Origin of the sequence: Kitasatospora sp. NPDC059408 (assembly GCF_042751525.1) — a bacterium.
Taxonomy (GTDB): domain Bacteria; phylum Actinomycetota; class Actinomycetes; order Streptomycetales; family Streptomycetaceae; genus Kitasatospora.
In genome coordinates this window covers 65954-85281 of record NZ_JBHYWI010000002.1, presented here as the reverse complement: position 1 = coordinate 85281, position 19328 = coordinate 65954, and the positions used below count along the sequence as shown (strand labels likewise).

Genomic DNA, 19328 nt, shown 5'->3' with positions numbered 1-19328 from the left:
CAGCTCCATCCGTCGACAAAGGAGGTCCCCATGCGCAGACGAAGGTCCAGCCGCAGGCATCCGTCCGTGGTGCTCACCGCCGTGGTCGCGGCCGTGGCGGCGTTGGCGGCCATGCTCGTCGCCGGCACCGCCCACGCGGCCACCACCGGCGCCTTGCGCGGTGCGGGTTCCGGTCGGTGTCTCGATGTGCAGAACGCGGGCCGGGGCGACGGCACGTCCCTGCAGATCTACGACTGCTCGAACGGGACCAACCAGCTGTGGACGTCGACGTCCGGCAGCCGGCTGACCGTGTACGGCGACAAGTGCCTGGACGTCCCGGGCCACGCCACCACGCCCGGCACCCGGGTGCAGATCTGGGCCTGCACCGGCGCCGCGAACCAACAGTGGCAGGTGAAGGCCGACGGCACGGTGGTCGGAGTGGAGTCCGGGCTGTGCCTGGACGTCACGGGCGCCGGGACGGCCAACGGCACGGCGGTGGAGATCTGGACCTGCAACGGCGGCGGCAACCAGAGCTGGACCGGCCTGTCCGCGTCGACCCCGCCGGGCGGCAACTGCGCCCTGCCGACGACGTACCGCTGGTCGTCGACGGGCGCGTTGGCGCAGCCGGCGAACGGGTGGGCGTCGGTGAAGGACTTCACCGACGTCGTGTACAAGGGCAAGCACCTGGTCTACGCGTCGAACGTGTCGGGTTCGTCGTACGGCTCGATGATGTTCAGTCCGTTCGCGAACTGGTCGGACATGGCCTCGGCCGGCCAGATCGGGATGGGCCAGGCCGCGGTGGCTCCCACGCTGTTCTACTTCGCGCCGAAGAACATCTGGGTGCTCGCCTACCAGTGGGGTCCGTGGCCGTTCATCTACCGCACGTCGAGCGAGCCGACCGACCCCAACGGCTGGTCGTCGCCCCAGCCGCTCTTCACCGGCAGCATCCCCAACTCCGGCACCGGTCCGATCGATCAGACCCTGATCGCCGACGGCCAGAACATGTACCTGTTCTTCGCCGGTGACAACGGCAGCATCTACCGGGCGAGCATGCCGATCGGGAACTTCCCGGGCAACTTCGGATCCTCCTACACGACGGTCATGAGCGACACGCAGAGCAACCTCTTCGAGGCGCCGCAGGTCTACAAGGTCCAGGGCCAGAACCAGTACCTCATGATCGTCGAGGCGATGGGGGCGAACGGGCGCTACTTCCGCTCGTTCACGGCCACCAGCCTCAGCGGTTCGTGGACCCCGCAGGCCGCGAGCGAGAACAACCCCTTCGCGGGCAAGGCCAACAGCGGCGCCGGCTGGACCAACGACATCAGCCACGGTGACCTGGTCCGCAACAACCCCGACCAGACCATGACCATCGACCCCTGCAACCTGCAGTTCCTCTACCAGGGCAAGTCCCCCACCGCGACCGGCCCCTATGACCAGCTCCCGTGGCGCCCGGGCCTTCTCACCCTCCAGCGCTGACCCGCCCGACCCCGGGGACCCCGGCCGGCTCGCGGCCGGGGTCCCCGCGATCAGCGACCGGCTCTGCAGGCCCGCAGCGTGGCGGAGAGGGCGGGACGGATCGGGACGAGGAGCTCGACGTTCCGGTCCCGGACGGTGCCCGCCGACTCCGGACCACCGACGCGGGTCGCTTCGTTGGCGCAGATCTCGCGATGGGCGGAGGCCAGGTCCCACAGGCCGAGACCGGCGCCGGGTTCGAGCGGTGCGGCGTGGTCGATCATCGTGGAGCGGACCACCAGGACGTCCGTGCCGACGAGGAGCTCCAGCATCCGCGCCTGGGACGGCCACTCGCACAGGCCGGACGTGATGACGTGCCAGAAGCCGCCGCCACCCGAACGCCTCCTGGGCGTCACCGAGTTGAGGTGCTGGTGACCCGCCAGCCAGAGTGCCACGTTGCCGAAGCGGTGCAGGAGCGCCTCGACCTCGCCGCCGAGTACGCGCGGCAGGTCCGCATCCGGGTGCGCCGCCTCGTCCGGCCGTTCGGTGGTGTTGTCGAGCACGCCCAGCCCGTGGTGCGCCGCCAGGACGACCACCCGGTCCTGGAAGCCCGTGCGGACCTCGGCGCCGGCCGCGTCCCGGTGGGAGGAGTGCACCTCGATCAGGCACTGCTCCAGCCAGTCGCGCTGGCGCCGTCCGATGCTACCGGTGACGTGGCCGGCGGGGTTGGTGGTGTCGAGGACGATCACCCGGACTCCGGGGACCTCGTCGTAGCAGTAGTAGGTGCGGCCCTCGGCGAGGTCGGACTCGCCGAACCCGTGTCCGCGGGGTGTGCCGGGGCTGTCCAGGTGCGCCCGGATGTACTCCGTCTTGTCGATGATCCGCCGGTCCGCTCGCGGCCGGATCGTCATCGTCGGTCCGCCGGCCAGCACCGCCGGGTCCATGAGGTAGGCGTCGGCCGGCGCCCGGGGCAGTGCGGCGGGTGCGGCGACCGGCCGTCGGTCGCCGGTGAGCACGCCCTGGAAGCCCGGCGTGACCGGTGCGCGCCCCTGCGCGAGACAGTCGTGGTTGCCGAAGCAGGCCAGCCAGTCGACGCCGAAGCCCCGGGTGGGGAACGGCTCGGCCGCCGAGGCCAGCAGGCCCGGCCGGTCCGGGAAGCCGTATCTCTGTTTGTACCGGTCACGCGACTTCGGCTCCGGGTTGTAGTAGTCGCCGGACACGGTGTACGACGGGATCGCCGCGGTGTCGCCGCTCCCGCCGGCGCCGAATGTCGGGTCCACGCTCCCGCCGCCGTGCATCAGCGTCAGGAACTGACGGAGCTCGTTGCGTTGGGCGTTGTCGGTGTTGTCCCCGGTGGTGAGCACGAACCGGACGGGTGTGCCCGGATCCCTCGCCAGCCTCGCCACGGTGCGGGCCATCGCCTCGAACGCGTGGGTGGAGACGATCTCCTGCGGACGGTACGCCGGTACCATCCTGGACCAGCCACGCCGGTCGGCGTACCGCTGGACGAAGTCGATCCGGCCGGGCGAGGCGATGTCCGCGAGCTGGTAGTCGGTGACGTGCACGAACCGCAGAAGGGAAAGGAGCGGTCCCGTCCGGCGCCCGGTCAGGTCGTCTCGCGTGACGTGCGGTTCACCGGGCGCCAGGGCGAGCTTGCGGTACGCCCGCTCACTGCCGCGGCCGACCACTGCGCCCGGGACGATGGTGGCGTCGAGCGTGGTCACCACGACATCGGTTGTTTCCGGCAAGGGAGTTCGGGCTTCGTGATTGGCCTGGGACTCGCCATGGCGGATGAAGTGCGGGGGCAACTGGGCGTCCTCTGTGCTGGGCGGCGATGCACCGAAACGTGAGGTGCCCAAGTCAATCCCGATGAAGTTGAACCGTCAAGCAAATGTTAGCGTTAACGCCCGCGGTCGCCGCAAGGCCCCCCTTGAGCGCAGGTGCTACGTGGCAGGGAAGTGGCGGGCGATGAACTCGTTGCGGAACGTGCCCGCCGGATCGAACTCGCCGAGCAGCGTCCGGAAGTCGTCCCAGCGCGGGTACGACTCCCGGATCACCTCGGGCGCAGTGGTGAAGACCTTGCCCCAGTGCGGCCGGGCCGCGAAGGGGGACAGGGCCTCCTCGACCGTCCTGACCGCCTCCGCCACGGCCGCCGCGTCGGGGTGCCAGGTGAAGTGGTAGGCGACGCAGTCGCGTTCGTACGCGGGGCTGAGCCACAGGGCGTCCGCCGCGACCGTGCGGATCTCGCCGATCTGCAGGGCAGGTGAGATCCGGTCCCTGACGGCGTCCAGCGCGTCGAACGCGGCGACGGCGTCGGCGCGGGCGACGAAGTACTCGGACTGCAGCTCGTCGCCGCTGCTCGGCGTGAAGTCCGGTCGGAAGTGGGGGAGCCGGGCGTGCCACCGGCCCGGAACGCCCAGCTGCGGCGTGCAGGGTTCGGGCGGACACCCCGGCACGGGATGGCGCGGACCGTCGGCGAGCACCGCGCCGAGCCAGGTCCCGGGGGCGTCGGGGCCGCCCCGCTGCTTGAGCCAGACCTGATCGATGCGGTCCGTCCGCCAGCCCGTGAAGAGGCTGACGCTGTACGCGGCCGCCATGATCTCGTCGAACCGCTCGCGCAGCACGGCGGTCGGCAGCCCCTCGTAGACCCACTGCCGGACCTCGAACGCCGGGACCACGTCCAGGGTCAGCCGGGTGACCGCGCCGAGGGCGCCCAGGGCCACGACCGCGCCGGGGAACTCCGCCGCGTCCCGGTCGATCGTCACCAGGGCGCCGTCCGCCGTGACCAGCTCGACGGCTCGGACCGCCGTGGCGAGGCAGCCGTTGGCGACCCCCGAGCCGTGCGTCCCGGTGGCGCACGCGCCGGCGACCGAGATGTGCGGCAGCGACCCGAGGTTGTGCAGCGCGAATCCCGCCCGGTCCAGTACCCCGGCGAGCTCACCGAACCGCATCCCGGCGCTCACCGTGACCGTGCCGGCCCGTTCGTCCGGCTCGATCACCCGGGGCAGGCCGGCGACGGACACCAAGTCGCCCGTGGTGTCGGCGATTGCGTTGAACGAGTGCCCGGTCCCGAGGATCCGCACGGACCGGCTGCCCGCGACGATCCGCCGCAACTCGTCCACGGAGCCCGGCTCGTGGAACCGCTCGGCGCCGAACGTGATGTTCCCGGCCCAGTTGGTCGCGGCCACGGTCATGGGCGTTGCCTCCTCGGGTCTCGCGAGCGCACAGGTTGTTGGCGTGCCGGTGTGAGCGCGAACAGAGCCGCGCACCGGCGGGCTCGGCAACGGGGCTCAGCAGCGGGTCAACCGCACCGCGAGGCCGTCGTGGGTGTAGAGCGGCGTCGCCCGGTACCCGTCCGCGTCGACGGTGACGCTGCCGAACCCGCCTTGCAGCGTACGCCCGTTGAGCACCGGCAGCACCACGTCGTCGTCCGGTTCGAGGGAGTCCGGCAGCCGCAGGACGAGCTGCGCGTCACCACCGAGCGTCACCCGGCCCGCGACCGTCAGGGCCGGGGCGTCGCAGTGGTGGAGCGCCAGCTCCAGGCGCGTGCCGGCGGCCTGCAGGTAGTCGCCGCGCAGCCGGACGGGTCCCTGTTCGACATCCACCCGCAGGGTGCCGCCGCGGACCTGCACGTCGCCGCGCCCCAGGGCGTCGCGAGAGCCGGCCGCGAGGACTCCGGCGGCCACCACGGTGGGGCCCGTGTAACGGTTGGTGCCGGTCAGGGTCAGCGTCCCGGTGCCGCGCTTGGTGAGGCCGCCGGGTCCGCCGATGTCGTTGCGCCAGGAGTCGGCCGCGCAGAACCCGCCGTCGGCGGCGTTCAGCTCCGCGGTCACGTCCCGCTCGAACGAGCCGTAACCGTCGGCCGCGGCGAACAGGTCGAGCCGGCCCCACATCTCCGGTCCGTCCAGCAGGACGTAGCCGGAGGGCAGGGCGGTGGTGCGCAGCACTTCGCGGCGCTGGGCGGCGTCGAGGTAGGGCAGGCGAGTCTCCAGCAGGACCTCGGCGCCCTTGGGCACGCTCATCGGGACGTTCGGGCCGCTACGGCGCAGGACGTACGTCAGCCGCGGGGTGACCTGCTCGGCGTTCGCCTCGCGGTCGGCGTACGGGTCCTCGGCCGGATCGGCTCCGTGGGCGAACGCGTACAGGGTGTCGGCCGTGGTGCCGGTCTTCGACCGGAAGTACGCGGCCGCCTGGCTCCGGGCGGCGGCCTTGAGGGCGGCGTTGCGCGGGTCGGCGAGGGTGGCGGCGGCGAGCGCCGTGGCGAGCGTCCGGCCGCCGATGACGTCGAGCGGGGAGTGCATGCCGGCGGTGATCCGGGTGTGGCTGAGCTCGAACGCCCGGGTGACGAGCTCCTGGAAGCGCTCGGGCACCGCGTACGCGAGGGCCAGCGCGGCCAGGTGGAAGGCGTTGGTGTGACCGCTCACAAAGCCGCCGTCGTCGACCGCGGAGGTGCCGCGCTGGCGCAGCAGTTGCGGGGCGACGACGACGTCCGTGTCGTAGACCGGGTAGCCGAGGGCGTCGGTGGCGCCGGTGTCGACCACTGCGCTGTCCTCGTTCAGGCGCCAGGGACGCGGGTACCGGTACGCGTACTTGGCGGGGTTGCCCGAGGCGTACGGTCCGCGAACCGTGTTGACCAGGGTGACCACCTGCCCCAGCTCCGAGTCGACGGCCCCGGGGCCGAGTGCGGAGCCGGCGGGCGCGTCGGCGGGGACGGCGTCGTCGACCTTCGCGGGCGGGGTGGAGTCGGGCGCCGTGGTGATCGAGGTGACGGCGCGGGCGCCCGTCCGGTACAGGTCGGCGAGCGGGCCGAGGCCGGCGATGACGGCGTAACTCTGGTGCTGGCGGTCGTAGATGAAGGCCTCGCGGGCCTCCGCGTCGGTCCGCTCGGTGGTGACCTGCACGCAGTAGCGCACATTGGCGCGCAGGACGTCGGCGAGCAGCGGTGAGCCGTCGTTCCAGGAAGCGCCGGTGTGCCAGACCCGGTTCATCCCGGTGAGGATGCGTACGGCCGCGTTCCCCTCCGGGGTGAGGTCGGCCATGGTGTTGGTCGCGTAGGAGTCGACGAAGGCGGCGCCCTGGGCGGGGCCGGCCGGCGCGGCGGCGGCCTGCTGTGGGGTGACCAGCAGGCTCAAGGCGGTGGGCCCGGCGAGAATGCCGACCGAGGTGCCGGCGGAGTTCCGCAGGAAGCGGCGGCGGTCCAGGGTGCGGTGATCGTTCACGTTGGTCTTCCTGCGGTGGTGGGCCCGGCGGGCGGAACGGTGCTCGGGAACGACGGGGGTTCCCCGGCCCGGGTGGCGGCCCGGGCCGGGGAAGTGCGGGGTGGTCAGCGGCGGGTGAACAGGAAGCCGAGCTTGTCGACCTCGTCGCCGGCGCGTCCGTGGAACCCGGCGATCTGCCAGCCGGCGGGCGCGGTGCGGGTCACGCAGTCCGCGGTGGTGGTGCCGCCGGCCAGGGACCTGCCCAGGTTGGTGCTGAACGAGGCGTAGAAGATGCGGGTGTGACCGTCGCGCGAGCCCTGGCAGAGGGTGGCAGCGCTCACATACTCGCCGCTGCCCAGGGTGAGCGAGGAGGCGGTGCCGCCGGAGCCGCCGTGCGTGAGCGTGGTGCCGTCGGCGAGGGTCAGCCCGACCTGGTCGACCCGGGCGCCGGAGCGCAGGCCGACCGCGGTGACCCGGGCAGCGGGCGCGACGCGGTCGACGTCGTCGTAGAAGTCGCCGTGCGGGCCGCCGAACTGATCGCTCGCCAGGTAGGCGGGGTTCCGGCTCCAGGTGAAGCCCACGGCGACCGGGTCGTGGTCGGAGAGCATCTTGCCGGCGCCGTCCAGGAAGTCGGTGTGCTTGTTGGCGTACGAGGTCGCGGTGAGCGAGACGAGCGCGCTGCTGCGGTACAGGACCTTGTCGACGATCTCGCAGGTGTCGGTGGGCGCGTTCTGGTCGCACAGCAGCGGGTCGGCGCCACGGGTCGGCGCCACGCCGCCGCGTTCCAGCTGTACCCACGCGTCGGTCAGCCGGTTGTCGGCGGCGAAGGCGGCGATGGTGTCGTCGGCGCGCGTGTAGCGCGTGTTGGTGTCGCCCATCACCACGACGGCGTTCCCGGCCGAGTGGGTCCTGATGTAGCCGGTGAGCTGCGCCAGGTTGGCGGCGCGGGCGGTCTCGTCGCCGGGGTTCGTGCCCGCGTTCGCGTGGAGGTTGTAGAAGTCCACGTACACGCCCTCGGCCAGCCGGGTCCGCATGAAGGTGAAGCCCTTGGGGGTGAGGCAGTCACCGGAGTCCAGCTGGCAGTCGTTCCACTTGACGCGCTCGAAGTCGTCGGTGTCGTAGGCGAGTCCGGACAGGGTGTTGAGGCCGCTGCCGATGCCCGCCCCGCCGCTGGTGGCCGTGCGGTACGGGTGGGTGTCGGCGGCGTACAGCGCGGCGTGGTAGTTGAAGTCCTCCTCGACGTGCACGACGTCGTACGGCCCGAGCCGCTGCCCGATGGCGGTGGTGCTGCTCTGCCGTTCCGTCGGGGCGCTGTTCACCGGCTGCGGAAGCCCGGCGACGTTGTACGTCAGCACGGAGAACGACCCGCCCCCGGTGTCCGCGTGCGCGGCCGGCGCGCCGGTCAGGCCGCCGAGCGCGGCGGCCGTGCCGAGCGCGCTCACGAGGAGGGAGCGGACGAGGGTGTGGCGGAGGCGGGACTTCGACATCGGTGTGCTCCGATCGGAGTACGGCGACGGGATCCGGTGCCCCGGAGCGTATGAGCGAACCATGAGCGCGTCAACCCGGCCAGGACACCCCTAAATTGCCTCTGACCTGCACATTTAAGTTGCCATGCCAAGTCTCCCGAGAAAGTTCTGTTAGCGTTAACAAAGTGTTCTTGCCGGTTCACGCCTCCCGGCTATAGTTCGAGCACCCAAGATCCCGCCTCCCCGGGTTTCCCGGGTGTGCAGAAGTTGACTTTTGTCATCTCGGGCTGGTGACAGGGCATCACTGCCGCGCACGGTCACCGGACAGGAGCCTGGTAGCCATGGCAACGACACAGACGGTGCTGACGGCCGAAGGCCTGCGGTACCGGTACGGAGAGACGGTCGCGCTGGACGGCGTGGACCTGCGGGTCGGCCCGGGGGAGTGCGTCGCGCTGCTCGGGCCCAACGGGGCCGGGAAGTCGACACTGGTGGCGCTCGCGGTCGGCATGCTCGCGCCGCAGCAGGGGACCGTGCGGATCCTGGGCGGCGATCCGCGCCGCGCGGCGACCCGCCGGCGGCTGGGCGTGGCACTGCAGACCCTGGGATTCCCCAACACGCTGACCGTGGACGAGCTGGTGAAGGGTGCAGCCGTCCGCGGTGGGCTGTGGGCGGCCGCGGCCGCCCCGATCCTGGAGGAACTCGGGCTGACCGAGCTGGCACGCCGACGGGTTTCGAAGCTCTCCGGCGGCCAGAAGCAGCGCGTGCAGCTGGCGATGGCCCTGGTCACCGAGCCGGCTCTGCTGGTGCTGGACGAACCGACGGTCGGCCTGGACACGCGGGCCCGGCGGCACTTCTGGGAGATCCTGGCGCGGCGCCGGGCGCAGGGCGCCGCGGTGCTGGTGACGACGCACCTGATCGAGGAGTCGGCCGCGGTCGCGGACCGCGTCGTGGTGCTCGACCGCGGTCGGATCCTGGCGGACGCGCCGCCCGAGGACCTCGTGTCCCGGCTACCGGACCGCACGGTGACCGTCCGGACCGGCCTCGACCGGGACGCACTGGAACGGCTGCCGGGCGTGCTCCGGGTCGGGCGGGAGCGCGACCTGGTGACGATCCAGACGCGCTCGCCTGAGGATCTGCTGCGCGTCCTGCTGGACCGGGATCCAGGGTTGTCGGATCTGCGGGTGCAGGACGCCGGCCTGGAGGAGGCCGTGGTAGCGCTCACAGGCGACCGTGGACCATCGGAGTGCGCACAGGAAGGACCCGCGGCGTGAACGTGATGGTGGGACGAGTCTTCTGGGCCGAACTGCGGGACGAACTCCGGGCGATCGTGCGGGAACCCACCTCGCTGTTCTTCGGCATCCTCATGCCGGTCGGGTTCTTCGTGCTGTTCAACCTGCTGTACGGCCACGACACCGTGCAGGGCCTCTCGGCCGGTACGGCGATGGTGGCCACCTTCGGCACCTACGGCGTGATCACGGTGGCCTCGGTGCAGCCGGGGATCGGAGTCGCCCAGGACCGGGACCTCGGCTGGCTGCGCATGAAGCGGGTGTCCGCGGTGCCGGTGTGGATCGGCCTGGCCGCGAAGGCCACCGCCGCGCTCCTCTACGGCATCGGCGTGCTGGTGCTGATGGGGGTGGCGGCCGCGGCCTTCGGCACGTTGCACGCCTCGCCCTGGGCACTGGCGCGGGTGGCCGCCGCCCTGCTGCTGGGCAGCGTCCCGTTCACGCTGTTCAGCGTCGCGATCGGCTTCCGGCTCCGCACGGGAGCGGCGATCGCGCTGCTGAACGCGGTGCTGTTCCCGCTCGCGGTGCTGTCCGGGCTGTGGATCCCGATCCGTTTCCTGCCCTCGGTGGTGCGGCGGATCGCGGAATTCCTGCCCACGTACCACCTCGCCCAGCTCGGGCTCGCCCAACTCGGCGACGGCTCCTCCGCGATCCACGTGCTCGCCCTGGTGGTCACCACGGTCGTGGCGGCCGGCGCGGCTGCGGTGTCCTACCGCCACGCACGGATCTGACATGGTGACGACCGGCTTCGACGGCGCTGCTCCCCGGTCCGTGGCCGAGCGGCTGTGGACCTGGGAGTGGGTCCACCTCGGGTACCTGCTGTTCATGCCGGCGCAGCCGTACTTCTCACCGGATCCGGCGTGGTGGGAGTGGCCGCTGGCGGTCGCGGTGTGCGCGCTCACCGTCGTGCTGTACGCGATGGCGCTGCTGCGGAGCCCGTCCGCGTGGAGCGTGTGGGCGTCGGCGGTCCCGATGGCCGCGATCGGCGCGCTGGCCACGCCGTTCAACGCCGCCGCGAGCGTGCTGTACATCTACGCCGCGGCCGCCGTGGCCAACACGCTGCCGTGGCCGGTCGCGCGGCGGTGGTTCGCGGGCCTGACCGTGCTGGACTGCGCCACGGCCCTGCTGTCGCAGGTGCCGATGTCCTACCGGCTGCTGGGCTTCGCGTCGGCGCTCGTCATGATCTGGGTGGTCGGGCTGCTCGAACTGGGGCAGCGCGACCGGCAGCAGGAGCTCGACAATCAGCGGTTGCGCAACGCGCAGGTCGAACTGCTCGCGACCCTGGCCGAACGCGAACGGATCGCGCGCGACCTGCACGACCTGCTCGGGCACTCGCTGACCGCGGTGGTGATGCGCGCCCAGCTGACCAAGGAGCTGGTGCTCGCCGATCCGCAGCGGGCACGCGCCGAGTCCGAGGAGATCGAACGCAACGCGCGGGAGGCGCTGGCCGCAGTGCGCAGCACCGTCACCGGCTGGCGGCGGACCAGCATCCGCGTGGAGCTGGAGGTGGCGCGGCGTACGCTGGCCGGGACCGGGGTGGCGTTGCAGGTGAGCTGTGACGACGAGCCGGTCCTGCCCGCGGCGACCGATCACGAGCTGGGGCTGGCGCTGCGCGAGGCGGTGACGAACGTGGCCCGGCACGCACGGGCCTCCACCTGCCGCATCGGACTGGACACGGACGGGGAACGGGTGCGCCTGGTGATCGCGGACGACGGGGTCGGCGGCAGCGCCCCGGAGGGCACCGGGCTGACCGGCCTCCGGGAGCGGATCGGGAAGCTCGGCGGCGCCGTGCAGCGCTCCGGCTCGGCCGGCACGACGCTGGTCATCACGGTGCCGACGGAGGCGGGCAGATGATCCGGGTGGTGCTGGCCGAGGACCAGGGCATGGTGCTGGGCGCGTTCGCGTCGCTGCTGGACCTGCAGGCGGACATCACGGTGGTGGCGACCGCGACCAACGGCGACGACGCGTTGGCCGCGGTGCGCGAGCACCGGCCGGACGTGCTGGTGACAGACATCGAGATGCCCGGCCGCACCGGTCTCGACCTGGCCGTGGAGCTGAACCGCCTCGGCGATCGCACCCGTGTGTTGATCGTGACCACGTTCGCGCGCAGCGGCTACCTTCGGCGGGCGGTCGACGCCGGGGTGGCCGGGTACCTGCTCAAGGACGCGCCGATCGGCGAGTTGGCGGCCGCGTTGCGCCGGGTGCACGCGGGTGAGCGGGTGGTCTCGCCGGAGCTGGCGGTGGCCGCGTGGGACGCGGCCGATCCGCTGACGGGGCGGGAACGCGAGCTGCTGCGGGCGGTCGCGGAAGGGGCCGGCAACGCCGAGATCGCGGCGCGGCTGTGCCTGGCCGAGGGGACCGTCCGCAACTACCTCTCCAGTGCCATGGCCAAGTTGGGCGCGCGCAACCGGACCGAGGCGGCCAGGATCGCGCGCACCCGCGGCTGGCTCTGAACGGTGCCCGTCAGCGGTCGTGGTCCCGGTCGCGGCGGCCGCCGTTGGTGGTCGCGTACAGGGCGCCGAGCAGCATCCCGCCCACCACGCAGACGCCGACACCGATCGACGAGTCGATCATGAAGCCGCCGACCACGAGCGCCGCGTAGACCATGGGTGCGGCGGTCCTGAGGTTCCTGTTCATTCGTCCTCCTCTTTTCCGGACTCTTTTCCGGGTCGGGCGCTTCCGGTGAGCGCTCTCAACCGATCGCCCTGGACATGAATCCCCTGATGCCGATCACGGCGGTGACCGCCAAGGCCGACAGCAGCACCAGTGCGTCCAGCCACAGCGGGATCGACGACGGCGGACCGGACAGCGTCGCGGCTCGCAGGCCCTCGCTGACGTAGGTCAGCGGGTTGATCGCGGAGATCACCTGGAACCACCGCAGGTGGCCGAGGGACGACCACGGGTACTGGACGGATCCGGTGAACGTCACGGGGGCCATGACGATCGCGAAGGTGACGCCGATCCGGTCCGGCGAGACGATCGTGCCGAGCATCAGGCCGAGGGCGGCGCCGGTCGCCGCGCCGAGGACCAGGATCAGCAGCACGCCCGGCCAGGCCGTGAGCGGCCAGCCGGTGGTGCCGAGCACCAGGAACCCGACCGGTGCCATGACCAGCCCGGCGAACAGGCCGCACAGCGTCCCGTAGGCCGACTTGGCGACGGCGACCAGCTCGCCGGGTATCGGTGCGAGCAGCCGGTCCTCGATCTCGCCGGACCACGAGAGGTCCATGATCAGCGGCATCGCGGTGTTCTCCAGGGCGACGAGGAACGCGTTGAGCGCCATGACGCCGGGCAGCAGCGTCGCGCCGAAGTCGCCCTTGGTGAAGCCGGCTTCGCCGAGCACCTTGCCGAAGACGAAGAACAGCAGCAGTGGTTGGACGATCACCTGGAGGAGGAAGGCGGTCGGCCGTCGGGTGGTGGTGTAGAGGTCGCGCCAGAGCACCGCCAGGAAGGTCCGCGTCATGGGCCCGAGGTCGTGCCGCGCCCCCGGGTCGGCGGCTTCGGCGGTCTCAACGGCTTCGGCGGTCTTCACGGCTTCGGCGCTCTCCACGGCTTCGGTGGTACCGGCGCCTTGGGTCGGAGTGGTCACCGCAGTTCCCTTCCGGTCAGATCGATGAACACGTCCTGGAGGCTCGGCCGGGCGATCGACAGGTCGACCAGTTGCACCCCCCGGTCGACGATGGCGCGCAGCACGTCCGGCAGCAGGACCGACGGGTCCTTCTCGGTCCGCACCCGGAAGCACTGGCTGCCCCCGGTGGCCTGCGGCCCGTCGTGCTCGACGGCACCGGCACCAGGCAGCTCCGTCAGCGCGGCCAGGATCTCGGAGCTCGGCACCTGCGCACCGCGGACCCGGGCGCTGATCGTGGTGCCGCCCGGGAGGGCCCCGGTCAGCGCGCGCGGGGTGTCCAGCGCGAGGAGCCTGCCGTGGTCGACGATGCCGATGCGGTCGGACAGGCTTTCGGCCTCGTCCATGTCGTGGGTGGTGAGCACGACGGTGACGCCGTGCTCGCGCAGTTCGCGGATGCGCTCGTGCAGGAAGAGCCGGGACTGCGGGTCCAGGCCGGTCGACGGCTCGTCCAGGAACAGCACCTTGGGTGCGTGCATCAGCGCCCGGGCGATGACGACCCGCTGGGCCTGCCCGCCGGAGAGCCGCTCGACCCGCTGGCCGGCCTGCGCGGTGAGCCCCATCAGGTCGAGCAACTCGTCGGCGCGGCCGAGCCGTTCGTCCCGACCGACGCCGTGGTAGCGGGCGTGGAAGAGCAGATTCTGCCGCACGTCGAGGGAGCGGTCCAGGTTCTGGCGTTGCGGCACGACGGCGAGCAGCCGCTTCGCGGCGGCCGGTCGGGCCACCACGTCGGTGTCGAAGACCAGGCACCGGCCGGAGGTCGGCCGCATCCGGGTGGTCAGCACGCCGACGGTGGTGGACTTCCCGGCCCCGTTCGGGCCGAGCAGTCCGAAGACCTCACCCGGCTCGACGGTGAAGCTCAGGTCGTCCACGGCCGCCGGGGCGTGCGGGTGGTAGCGCTTGACGAGTTCGCTGACGGTGACAGCGTGAGTCATGGGTTCGTCCTTCCTCGGGCGGGTGAGCCGGTCACAGGCGGCCGCCGCCGTCGACGAACTCGATCAGGTCCTCGATCCGGCTCATCGCGGTCACCCCGTGTACGTCCTCGACGGCCCGGGAGACCACGTGGCAGATCAGGTTGCGTTCCAGCTCGCCGATGCCGATCCGGTACATGTTGAGGTAGAGCCAGTTGAGTACCACCCGGTACTGCTGGAAGACGTTCCAGCCGCCGAGCTGGTCGGCCGCCCCCCGGTGGCCGCCGAGCACCTGGTGGAACGGGCTGCGGTCCGACCATGCGCTCCAGGTCGAGCCCCAGGCCTCCGGCTCGCCCTGCTCGTCCGCGTTGATCGCCAGCTCACCGGTCGCGATCAGCCCGTTGGCCTGGTTGCGGTAATGCAGCAGCGCGTCGAGCAGGGCGGCGTAGCGGACGGTGTCGTGGTAGTCCGCGGCTGCGGTGATCTCGACGACGCGCTGCCGGAAGGTCTCGGCGTTGGCCTCGTAGACGTGGTCGAAGCGCGCGCGCAGGCCGTCGGGCATCTTCGCCAGGAAGGCGTCGGCGTGTCCGCGGAAGGACATGTAGCCGTAGGTCACCGGCGGCAGGAACCGGTGCGCGGCCGCGATGAACAGGTCCACCGCGAGCGCCATCTTCGAACCGCCGCCGCGGACCCGGTCGAGGATGTCGAAGACGATGCCGTTGGTGTCGACGTAGTAGTCGGCGAGCAGGTCCGCGGCGGCCGGTCCGCCGAGCACGTGCTCGCGCCGGTCGTAGGGCCCGACCTCGACGGTGTTGTTGGCCGCCCAGCGGGTCAGCGGCCCGCGTTCGCTCTCCAGCGCGGCCAGCCGGAGGTGCTCCGCGTGCGCCGCCTGCTGGTCGAGGACGACCGTCGAAGGGTGCGCCCGCAGGTACGGATCGAGCACGCCGGCCACGGCCGGGGCGACGACCTCCTCGAAGGCCTCGGCGCTCGCCTGGATCGGGATGCGCACGTGCGGCCCGCGCCGCCAGTGCGGCTGGTAGTACACCCGGAGCGCCGAAGGGGCCACCGCCGTGATGAACGGGCGGACCGCGTCGAGCAGCAGGTCGGTGCGGTCGGTGTCATGGTGGAACACGTTCACCGTGCGCCACAGGGGCTCTGTCACTTGCGGTCTCCTCGGCAGTTGAGCTCGATCACGTATTCGGTCACTCTCGGCACCCCCTGGTGATCGAGGAGCGCGGTCTCCGGCCCGGGCGCGACCTCGGAGAACACCGCCGCACCGGCCGGGTCCCTGGCGAGCCGCTCGAAGGCCAGCACGAGGTGCGGTGCGCCGATGTCGACGTACAGCGGCTTTCGGCTGCGGTCGCCCGTGGTCGAACCGACCGAGATCGCGCGCATCCGCAGCACGGACACGAAGAACCGGGTCGGGAGGCCGTACTCGGCCAGCCAGTCGGTCAGCGCGAGCAGGAAGTCCGCGTCGGACTGACCGGGCGCGCGGCGTGGCAGGGTGCCGGGCTGCGCCACCCAGGTGGCCCGCCGGAGCACCACGCGCCCGATGCTCAGCCTCGGCGCGTGCAGGACGCGGCCCTGCCCGTTCCCGGCGCTCGCGTCGTGCCGGAGCGGCTGGTCGGGGCGCAGCAGCAGGGGGTTCTCGCCGAACGCCTCGACCAGCAGCGCCATGACCGGAGGGAACTGCCGCTCGTAGGACAGTCCGCCGTGGACCGGGCGGACGACCGATCCGTCGTCGGACAGGACCGGCAGCCCGTCGCCGTCCACGCCGACCGTCAGCCCGGCGGGCGGCGGGTAGTCGAGCCGGTCCGGCAGGGCGAGCTCGCGCTGGTTGAGCGAGGTGGCGAGGGTGTGGGGGAACTCCGCGTACGCCGGCGCGTCCGGGTACACCGCGTCGACCGGGAGCGGGTCGTCCACGATGTGGCACAGCAGTCGGCGCACCTGTGAACGGGCCCGGCCGAAGCCGGAGTTCACCGCGTTGACGATCACCTCGTCGCCGTCGCGCTGGACGTATACGGCGGCCGAGCCGACCGGGCGCACCCAGGCCGGCAGCGCGTCGAGGACGTCCTCGATCCGCTGCCGGTCCGGCAGCGCGCGCCGGACCTCGGCGATCAGGTCCACCAGGTGGCGGACCTCCGCGACCGGGCTGGCCGCCAGGGTGCCGGTCAGCCCGGTCATGTCGAAGGCGACTGCGGCGGGGTGCAGCCGCCTGGCCTCGTGACCGTCGCGGACGAGTTCGGCGTAGAACCGGTCGAACGGCACCGGCGTCTCCGTGCCGAAGCGCTCCCGGATGAACGCGGCGACCGCCAGTTTGTAGGGCAGCGTGGAGTCGAAGACCGCGAGCAGCCGGCAAGCCGTCGCCAGGTCGTCCAGTGCGTCCCGCCAGGACGGCAGGCCCGCCTCGGCCACGACGCCCGGGATGACCGACTGCTCGGTCAGCACGTCCCGAAGCTTGCCGGTGATGCCGAGGTCCCGTAGCTGCTCGTGGAGCAGCGCCCCGAGCGCGATCCGGTCGGCCCCGTTAGCGCTCCCATACGCGCGCAGCCCCTCGTGGACCGGGACCAGCGCGGGAACCCGCTCGGTCACCTGCTGCATCGGATCGATGCCGTGGTCGTCGAAGTCCGGCTGGAGCAGGAGCAGTCCGCTCGTCACGAGGGAGCGCAGGTACCCGGCCGTCTGCTCCGGCGGCGCGGGAAAGGCCGCCGTCAGCTCGGCGAGCGTCGGCCGGCCGGCCGCGGCGCGCAGGCAGTGCCGCAGCGGGGCGGTGAGCGGCAGGGCGAGGAGGTCCTCCGCCGGCGCGGGGCCGAGGAAGCGGACGGTGCCGGCCTCCAGGCGCGCGCTGGGACTGACCCGGACCGTCGGTTCGGCCGAGCCGGCGGCCAGCGGGGTGAGGACCGAAAGGTCGAGTTCGACGATCGACCGCGCCGGCCCGGTCGCGGCCCACCGCAGGGCCGGCCCGTCCGGGACGAACCGGCCGAGGCCGCTCGCGGTGAACGTGCTGAACGGGCTGGTCTTGACGGCGGCGCGGGCGGCGTAGACGGCCAGCCGGATCAGTTCCTGCCGCCCGGGTCTGCGTCCGAGCACCTCGTACAGGGTGGGGCTGGCATGGGCGAGGCCCTGGTCGAACCGGGGATCCGCGCCGATCTCGCGCAGACGGCCGTCGATGGACCGGGCGGCTTCGGCCAGCACGCCCGGCAACCGCGCACGGTCGGCGCGGTACTGGCCCAGCCTGCGGCCGAACTCCGCGATGTCCTCGGTGAGTTCGGGGCCCAGTGCCGAGGCGACCGGCGGCTCGGCGAGCAGTCGCCGGGGATCGCGAAGCCGGTGCACGGCCCGGCGCAGCGCCACCAGCTTGGGTTTGGCCGAGGGCTCGGACAGCGCGCCGATCACGTCGTGGCAGCGGTCGGACAGCGTCGCGGCGTCGGCCGTCAGGCCTGCGGCCGTACGGGACAGCGCGACCAGCTCGTGACGCAGCCGGTCGTCGGCGAGCCGGTCGGCCACGTCGGCGGACAGGCCCGCGACGCGTACTCCGAAGGTGGTGGCGTGGCTGCTCATGGGAACGGGTGGGGGTGGGGGTTGAGGTCGGCCTCGGCCAGCGGGCGCGGCGCGTGACCGAGCCGGTGAGGTACCTCCCGCAACCGGGTCAGCCCGTCGGTCCGCCGGTTGCGGTGGCCGAAGGTCATGGACAGGGCGCCGGGCGCGATCACTTTGACGCAGTGCAGGCCGGCGGCCTCGTGCAGCGGCGAGGTCTGGTCGACGACCACGACGTCCATGCCGCCCGCCAGCATCCGGCCGACGGCCTCGGCGAGGTCGTCCCGCAGGTCGGCGTGGAGCGGCCACGGGCTGCGGGTGACCACCTCGTCCCAGCCGATCACGCGGTCGCCGTCGAGCAGGAACGAGAAGCGGTCGAAGGCCTCCGGCGTCGCGCTGCACACCGCGTGGTCGGTCATGATCCGCACCAGTTCGGGATCGGCGGCCATCCGCCTGGCCCGCTCGGCCTCGGCCGGGTACCTGACCTGCTCCTGTTCGATGATCGGCGCCAGTTCGCCCAGCGCGGTGAGCACGGCGGCGACCGGGTCCAGCGCGGAGCCGCTGGTGCAGACGACCTTCGGCCGGCTGTCGTCACCGGTGGTGTCCTGTGCGAGGACCCAGAACGAACGGATCCCCTCCGTCAGGGTGGTGTCGAAGGCCCGGACCCGGCAGCCGGTGCGCTCGATGCGCTCCACCAGGAGCCCGATCCGCGGATCCGGCGCCCGGGCGAGGTCCACCTCCGGCACGGACATCCGGGCGTACCAGGTCATCAGGAACGCGTCGCGCTCGACGACCTCCAGGATCCCGTGCAGGATCGCCTCCTCCAGGCAGCCGCCGAGCGCGCAGCCGTTGGAGATCTCGAAGGTGAACGGCTTGTCCGCGAGGGTCCCCGGCTGGAACGGCATCCGGTAGTAGGCGTGGGTCTCGGGCACCAGGACCGGCCGGGCCTGCCCGAACGAGTACCCCCACACCCAGGACACCACGGCGTCCTCGGTGAACGGCTGGTACTGGCAGTCCGGCTCCAGGTAGCGTTCCGGGGAGAGCAGGCCGAACGAGCGCGGGTCCAGCGCGTGCCCGGCCAGGTCCGCGTAGCTGCCGCGCACGGTGGTGCGCTTGCCCCAGGGCCACTGGCCGCCGAGCCGTTCCAGCGCCTCCGCGACCGCGGTGGCCCGGCTGGAGGCGAAGTCGAGGGTGCGCCCGAACCCCGCCTCCCCCTGGTAGCCGTACTCGGTCAGGACCGATTCGGTCAGCGGCACGAGCGAGTCGCGCATGCCGCGCGGCGGGGCGACCACACCGGTCTCGGCGTCCACGTAGAGCGCGGTCAGCCGGGATTCGGAGAGCTCGCCGATCCGGCTGGAGCGGGCCCGGGGCTTGAGCCGGGACCGGGGCTCGATCGCGGCCGCCGCCGCGGTGTCCTCGGGCAGCGCGCCGCAGACCGCGCACAGCGGGTCCGGGAGGAACGTGTGCCGGCTCAGCGACAGGTCGCGCAGGTCGAGGAACCAGCAGCAGTCCTCGGCGGCGCCCGCGTGCAGGAGTTCGGAGACGGCCTCGGCGGCGAAGCCGGACAGCCAGTCCGACGGCCGACTCGCGATCCGGTCGTCCGCGCGCAGCCGGCTGCTCCACGGCGCCCGGGCGGGCGCGCCGGCCCGCCACTTCTGCAGGCACCAGACGCAGCCGGGCTCGCCGGGCCGCACCAGCGGGCCGACCACGACCCGGTCGAGCTCGGTCCACACCGGCAACCAGGGCTCGCCCCGGTCGTGCACCGCCGCCCAGTCGCCGGTGTCCCAGCCGTCGTGCGCCACCACCAGGGCCGCCGGCGGACGCCGGGCGATGGCAGCGGCCAGGAGGCCCTTGCCGAGTACGGTGTCTGTCACGTCCGT

General features: G+C 72.4%; 15 protein-coding genes. 5 read left to right on the top strand and 10 right to left on the bottom strand.

Annotation, left to right across the window (positions count from 1 at the left end):
- Positions 1 to 30 precede the first annotated feature (30 nt).
- Positions 31 to 1455: a non-reducing end alpha-L-arabinofuranosidase family hydrolase gene (locus tag ACFXDE_RS02870; RefSeq protein ID WP_380490226.1), complete on the top strand. Its 1425-nt coding sequence runs from the start codon at positions 31 to 33 to the stop codon at positions 1453 to 1455.
- 50 nt (positions 1456 to 1505) lie between these two features.
- Here ACFXDE_RS02870 and ACFXDE_RS02865 read toward each other — a convergent pair whose 3' ends face one another.
- The 4 genes from ACFXDE_RS02865 to ACFXDE_RS02850 form a co-directional block, all read right to left on the bottom strand.
- Complete coding sequence (locus ACFXDE_RS02865; RefSeq protein WP_380490224.1) at positions 1506 to 3158, bottom strand: hypothetical protein; 1653 nt, start codon at positions 3156 to 3158, stop codon at positions 1506 to 1508.
- Between the two features lie 216 nt (positions 3159 to 3374).
- Positions 3375 to 4625 carry an FAD-binding protein gene (locus ACFXDE_RS02860; protein WP_380490222.1) on the bottom strand — a complete coding sequence of 417 codons (1251 nt, stop codon included), beginning with the start codon at positions 4623 to 4625 and terminating at the stop codon, positions 3375 to 3377.
- Between the two features lie 96 nt (positions 4626 to 4721).
- Positions 4722 to 6650, bottom strand: a complete 1929-nt coding sequence (locus tag ACFXDE_RS02855) for a phosphatase PAP2 family protein (protein ID WP_380490220.1) — start codon at positions 6648 to 6650, stop codon at positions 4722 to 4724.
- 104 nt (positions 6651 to 6754) lie between these two features.
- Entirely contained in the window at positions 6755 to 8116 is a 1362-nt protein-coding gene (locus ACFXDE_RS02850) for a jacalin-like lectin (protein ID WP_380490218.1), read from the bottom strand.
- A gap of 320 nt (positions 8117 to 8436) precedes the next feature.
- Between ACFXDE_RS02850 and ACFXDE_RS02845 the strand changes: the two genes are divergently transcribed.
- From ACFXDE_RS02845 to ACFXDE_RS02830, 4 genes are read left to right on the top strand one after another with little or no spacing between them, the layout of a single operon-like run.
- Positions 8437 to 9366, top strand: coding sequence for an ABC transporter ATP-binding protein (locus ACFXDE_RS02845; protein WP_380490216.1), 930 nt, complete (start codon positions 8437 to 8439; stop codon positions 9364 to 9366).
- Between the two features lie 5 nt (positions 9367 to 9371).
- A complete protein-coding gene (locus tag ACFXDE_RS02840) occupies positions 9372 to 10109 on the top strand; it encodes an ABC transporter permease (protein ID WP_380490449.1) in 738 nt (245 codons plus the stop codon).
- A 1-nt stretch (position 10110) separates the two neighbouring features.
- Positions 10111 to 11232: a sensor histidine kinase gene (locus tag ACFXDE_RS02835; RefSeq protein ID WP_380490214.1), complete on the top strand. Its 1122-nt coding sequence runs from the start codon at positions 10111 to 10113 to the stop codon at positions 11230 to 11232.
- The gene (locus tag ACFXDE_RS02830) at positions 11229 to 11831 is read left to right on the top strand and encodes a response regulator transcription factor (RefSeq protein WP_380490212.1); all 603 of its coding nucleotides are present in this window, start codon (positions 11229 to 11231) and stop codon (positions 11829 to 11831) included. The genes ACFXDE_RS02835 and ACFXDE_RS02830 overlap by 4 nt, the downstream gene beginning before the upstream one ends.
- A gap of 10 nt (positions 11832 to 11841) precedes the next feature.
- Here ACFXDE_RS02830 and ACFXDE_RS02825 read toward each other — a convergent pair whose 3' ends face one another.
- From ACFXDE_RS02825 to ACFXDE_RS02800, 6 genes are read right to left on the bottom strand one after another with little or no spacing between them, the layout of a single operon-like run.
- Complete coding sequence (locus tag ACFXDE_RS02825; protein ID WP_380490210.1) at positions 11842 to 12015, bottom strand: hypothetical protein; 174 nt, start codon at positions 12013 to 12015, stop codon at positions 11842 to 11844.
- 55 nt (positions 12016 to 12070) lie between these two features.
- Positions 12071 to 12964, bottom strand: a complete 894-nt coding sequence (locus ACFXDE_RS02820; protein ID WP_380490208.1) for an ABC transporter permease — start codon at positions 12962 to 12964, stop codon at positions 12071 to 12073.
- Positions 12961 to 13935 carry an ATP-binding cassette domain-containing protein gene (locus ACFXDE_RS02815; RefSeq protein WP_380490206.1) on the bottom strand — a complete coding sequence of 325 codons (975 nt, stop codon included), beginning with the start codon at positions 13933 to 13935 and terminating at the stop codon, positions 12961 to 12963. The genes ACFXDE_RS02820 and ACFXDE_RS02815 overlap by 4 nt, the downstream gene beginning before the upstream one ends.
- A gap of 31 nt (positions 13936 to 13966) precedes the next feature.
- Positions 13967 to 15073, bottom strand: coding sequence for a thiopeptide maturation pyridine synthase (locus tag ACFXDE_RS02810; RefSeq protein ID WP_380490204.1), 1107 nt, complete (start codon positions 15071 to 15073; stop codon positions 13967 to 13969).
- Entirely contained in the window at positions 15070 to 17472 is a 2403-nt protein-coding gene (locus ACFXDE_RS02805; protein ID WP_380490202.1) for a lantibiotic dehydratase, read from the bottom strand. Before ACFXDE_RS02805 ends, ACFXDE_RS02810 begins: the two co-directional genes overlap by 4 nt.
- Entirely contained in the window at positions 17469 to 19322 is a 1854-nt protein-coding gene (locus tag ACFXDE_RS02800; RefSeq protein ID WP_380490200.1) for a TOMM precursor leader peptide-binding protein, read from the bottom strand. Before ACFXDE_RS02800 ends, ACFXDE_RS02805 begins: the two co-directional genes overlap by 4 nt.
- Positions 19323 to 19328: the final 6 nt, after the last annotated feature.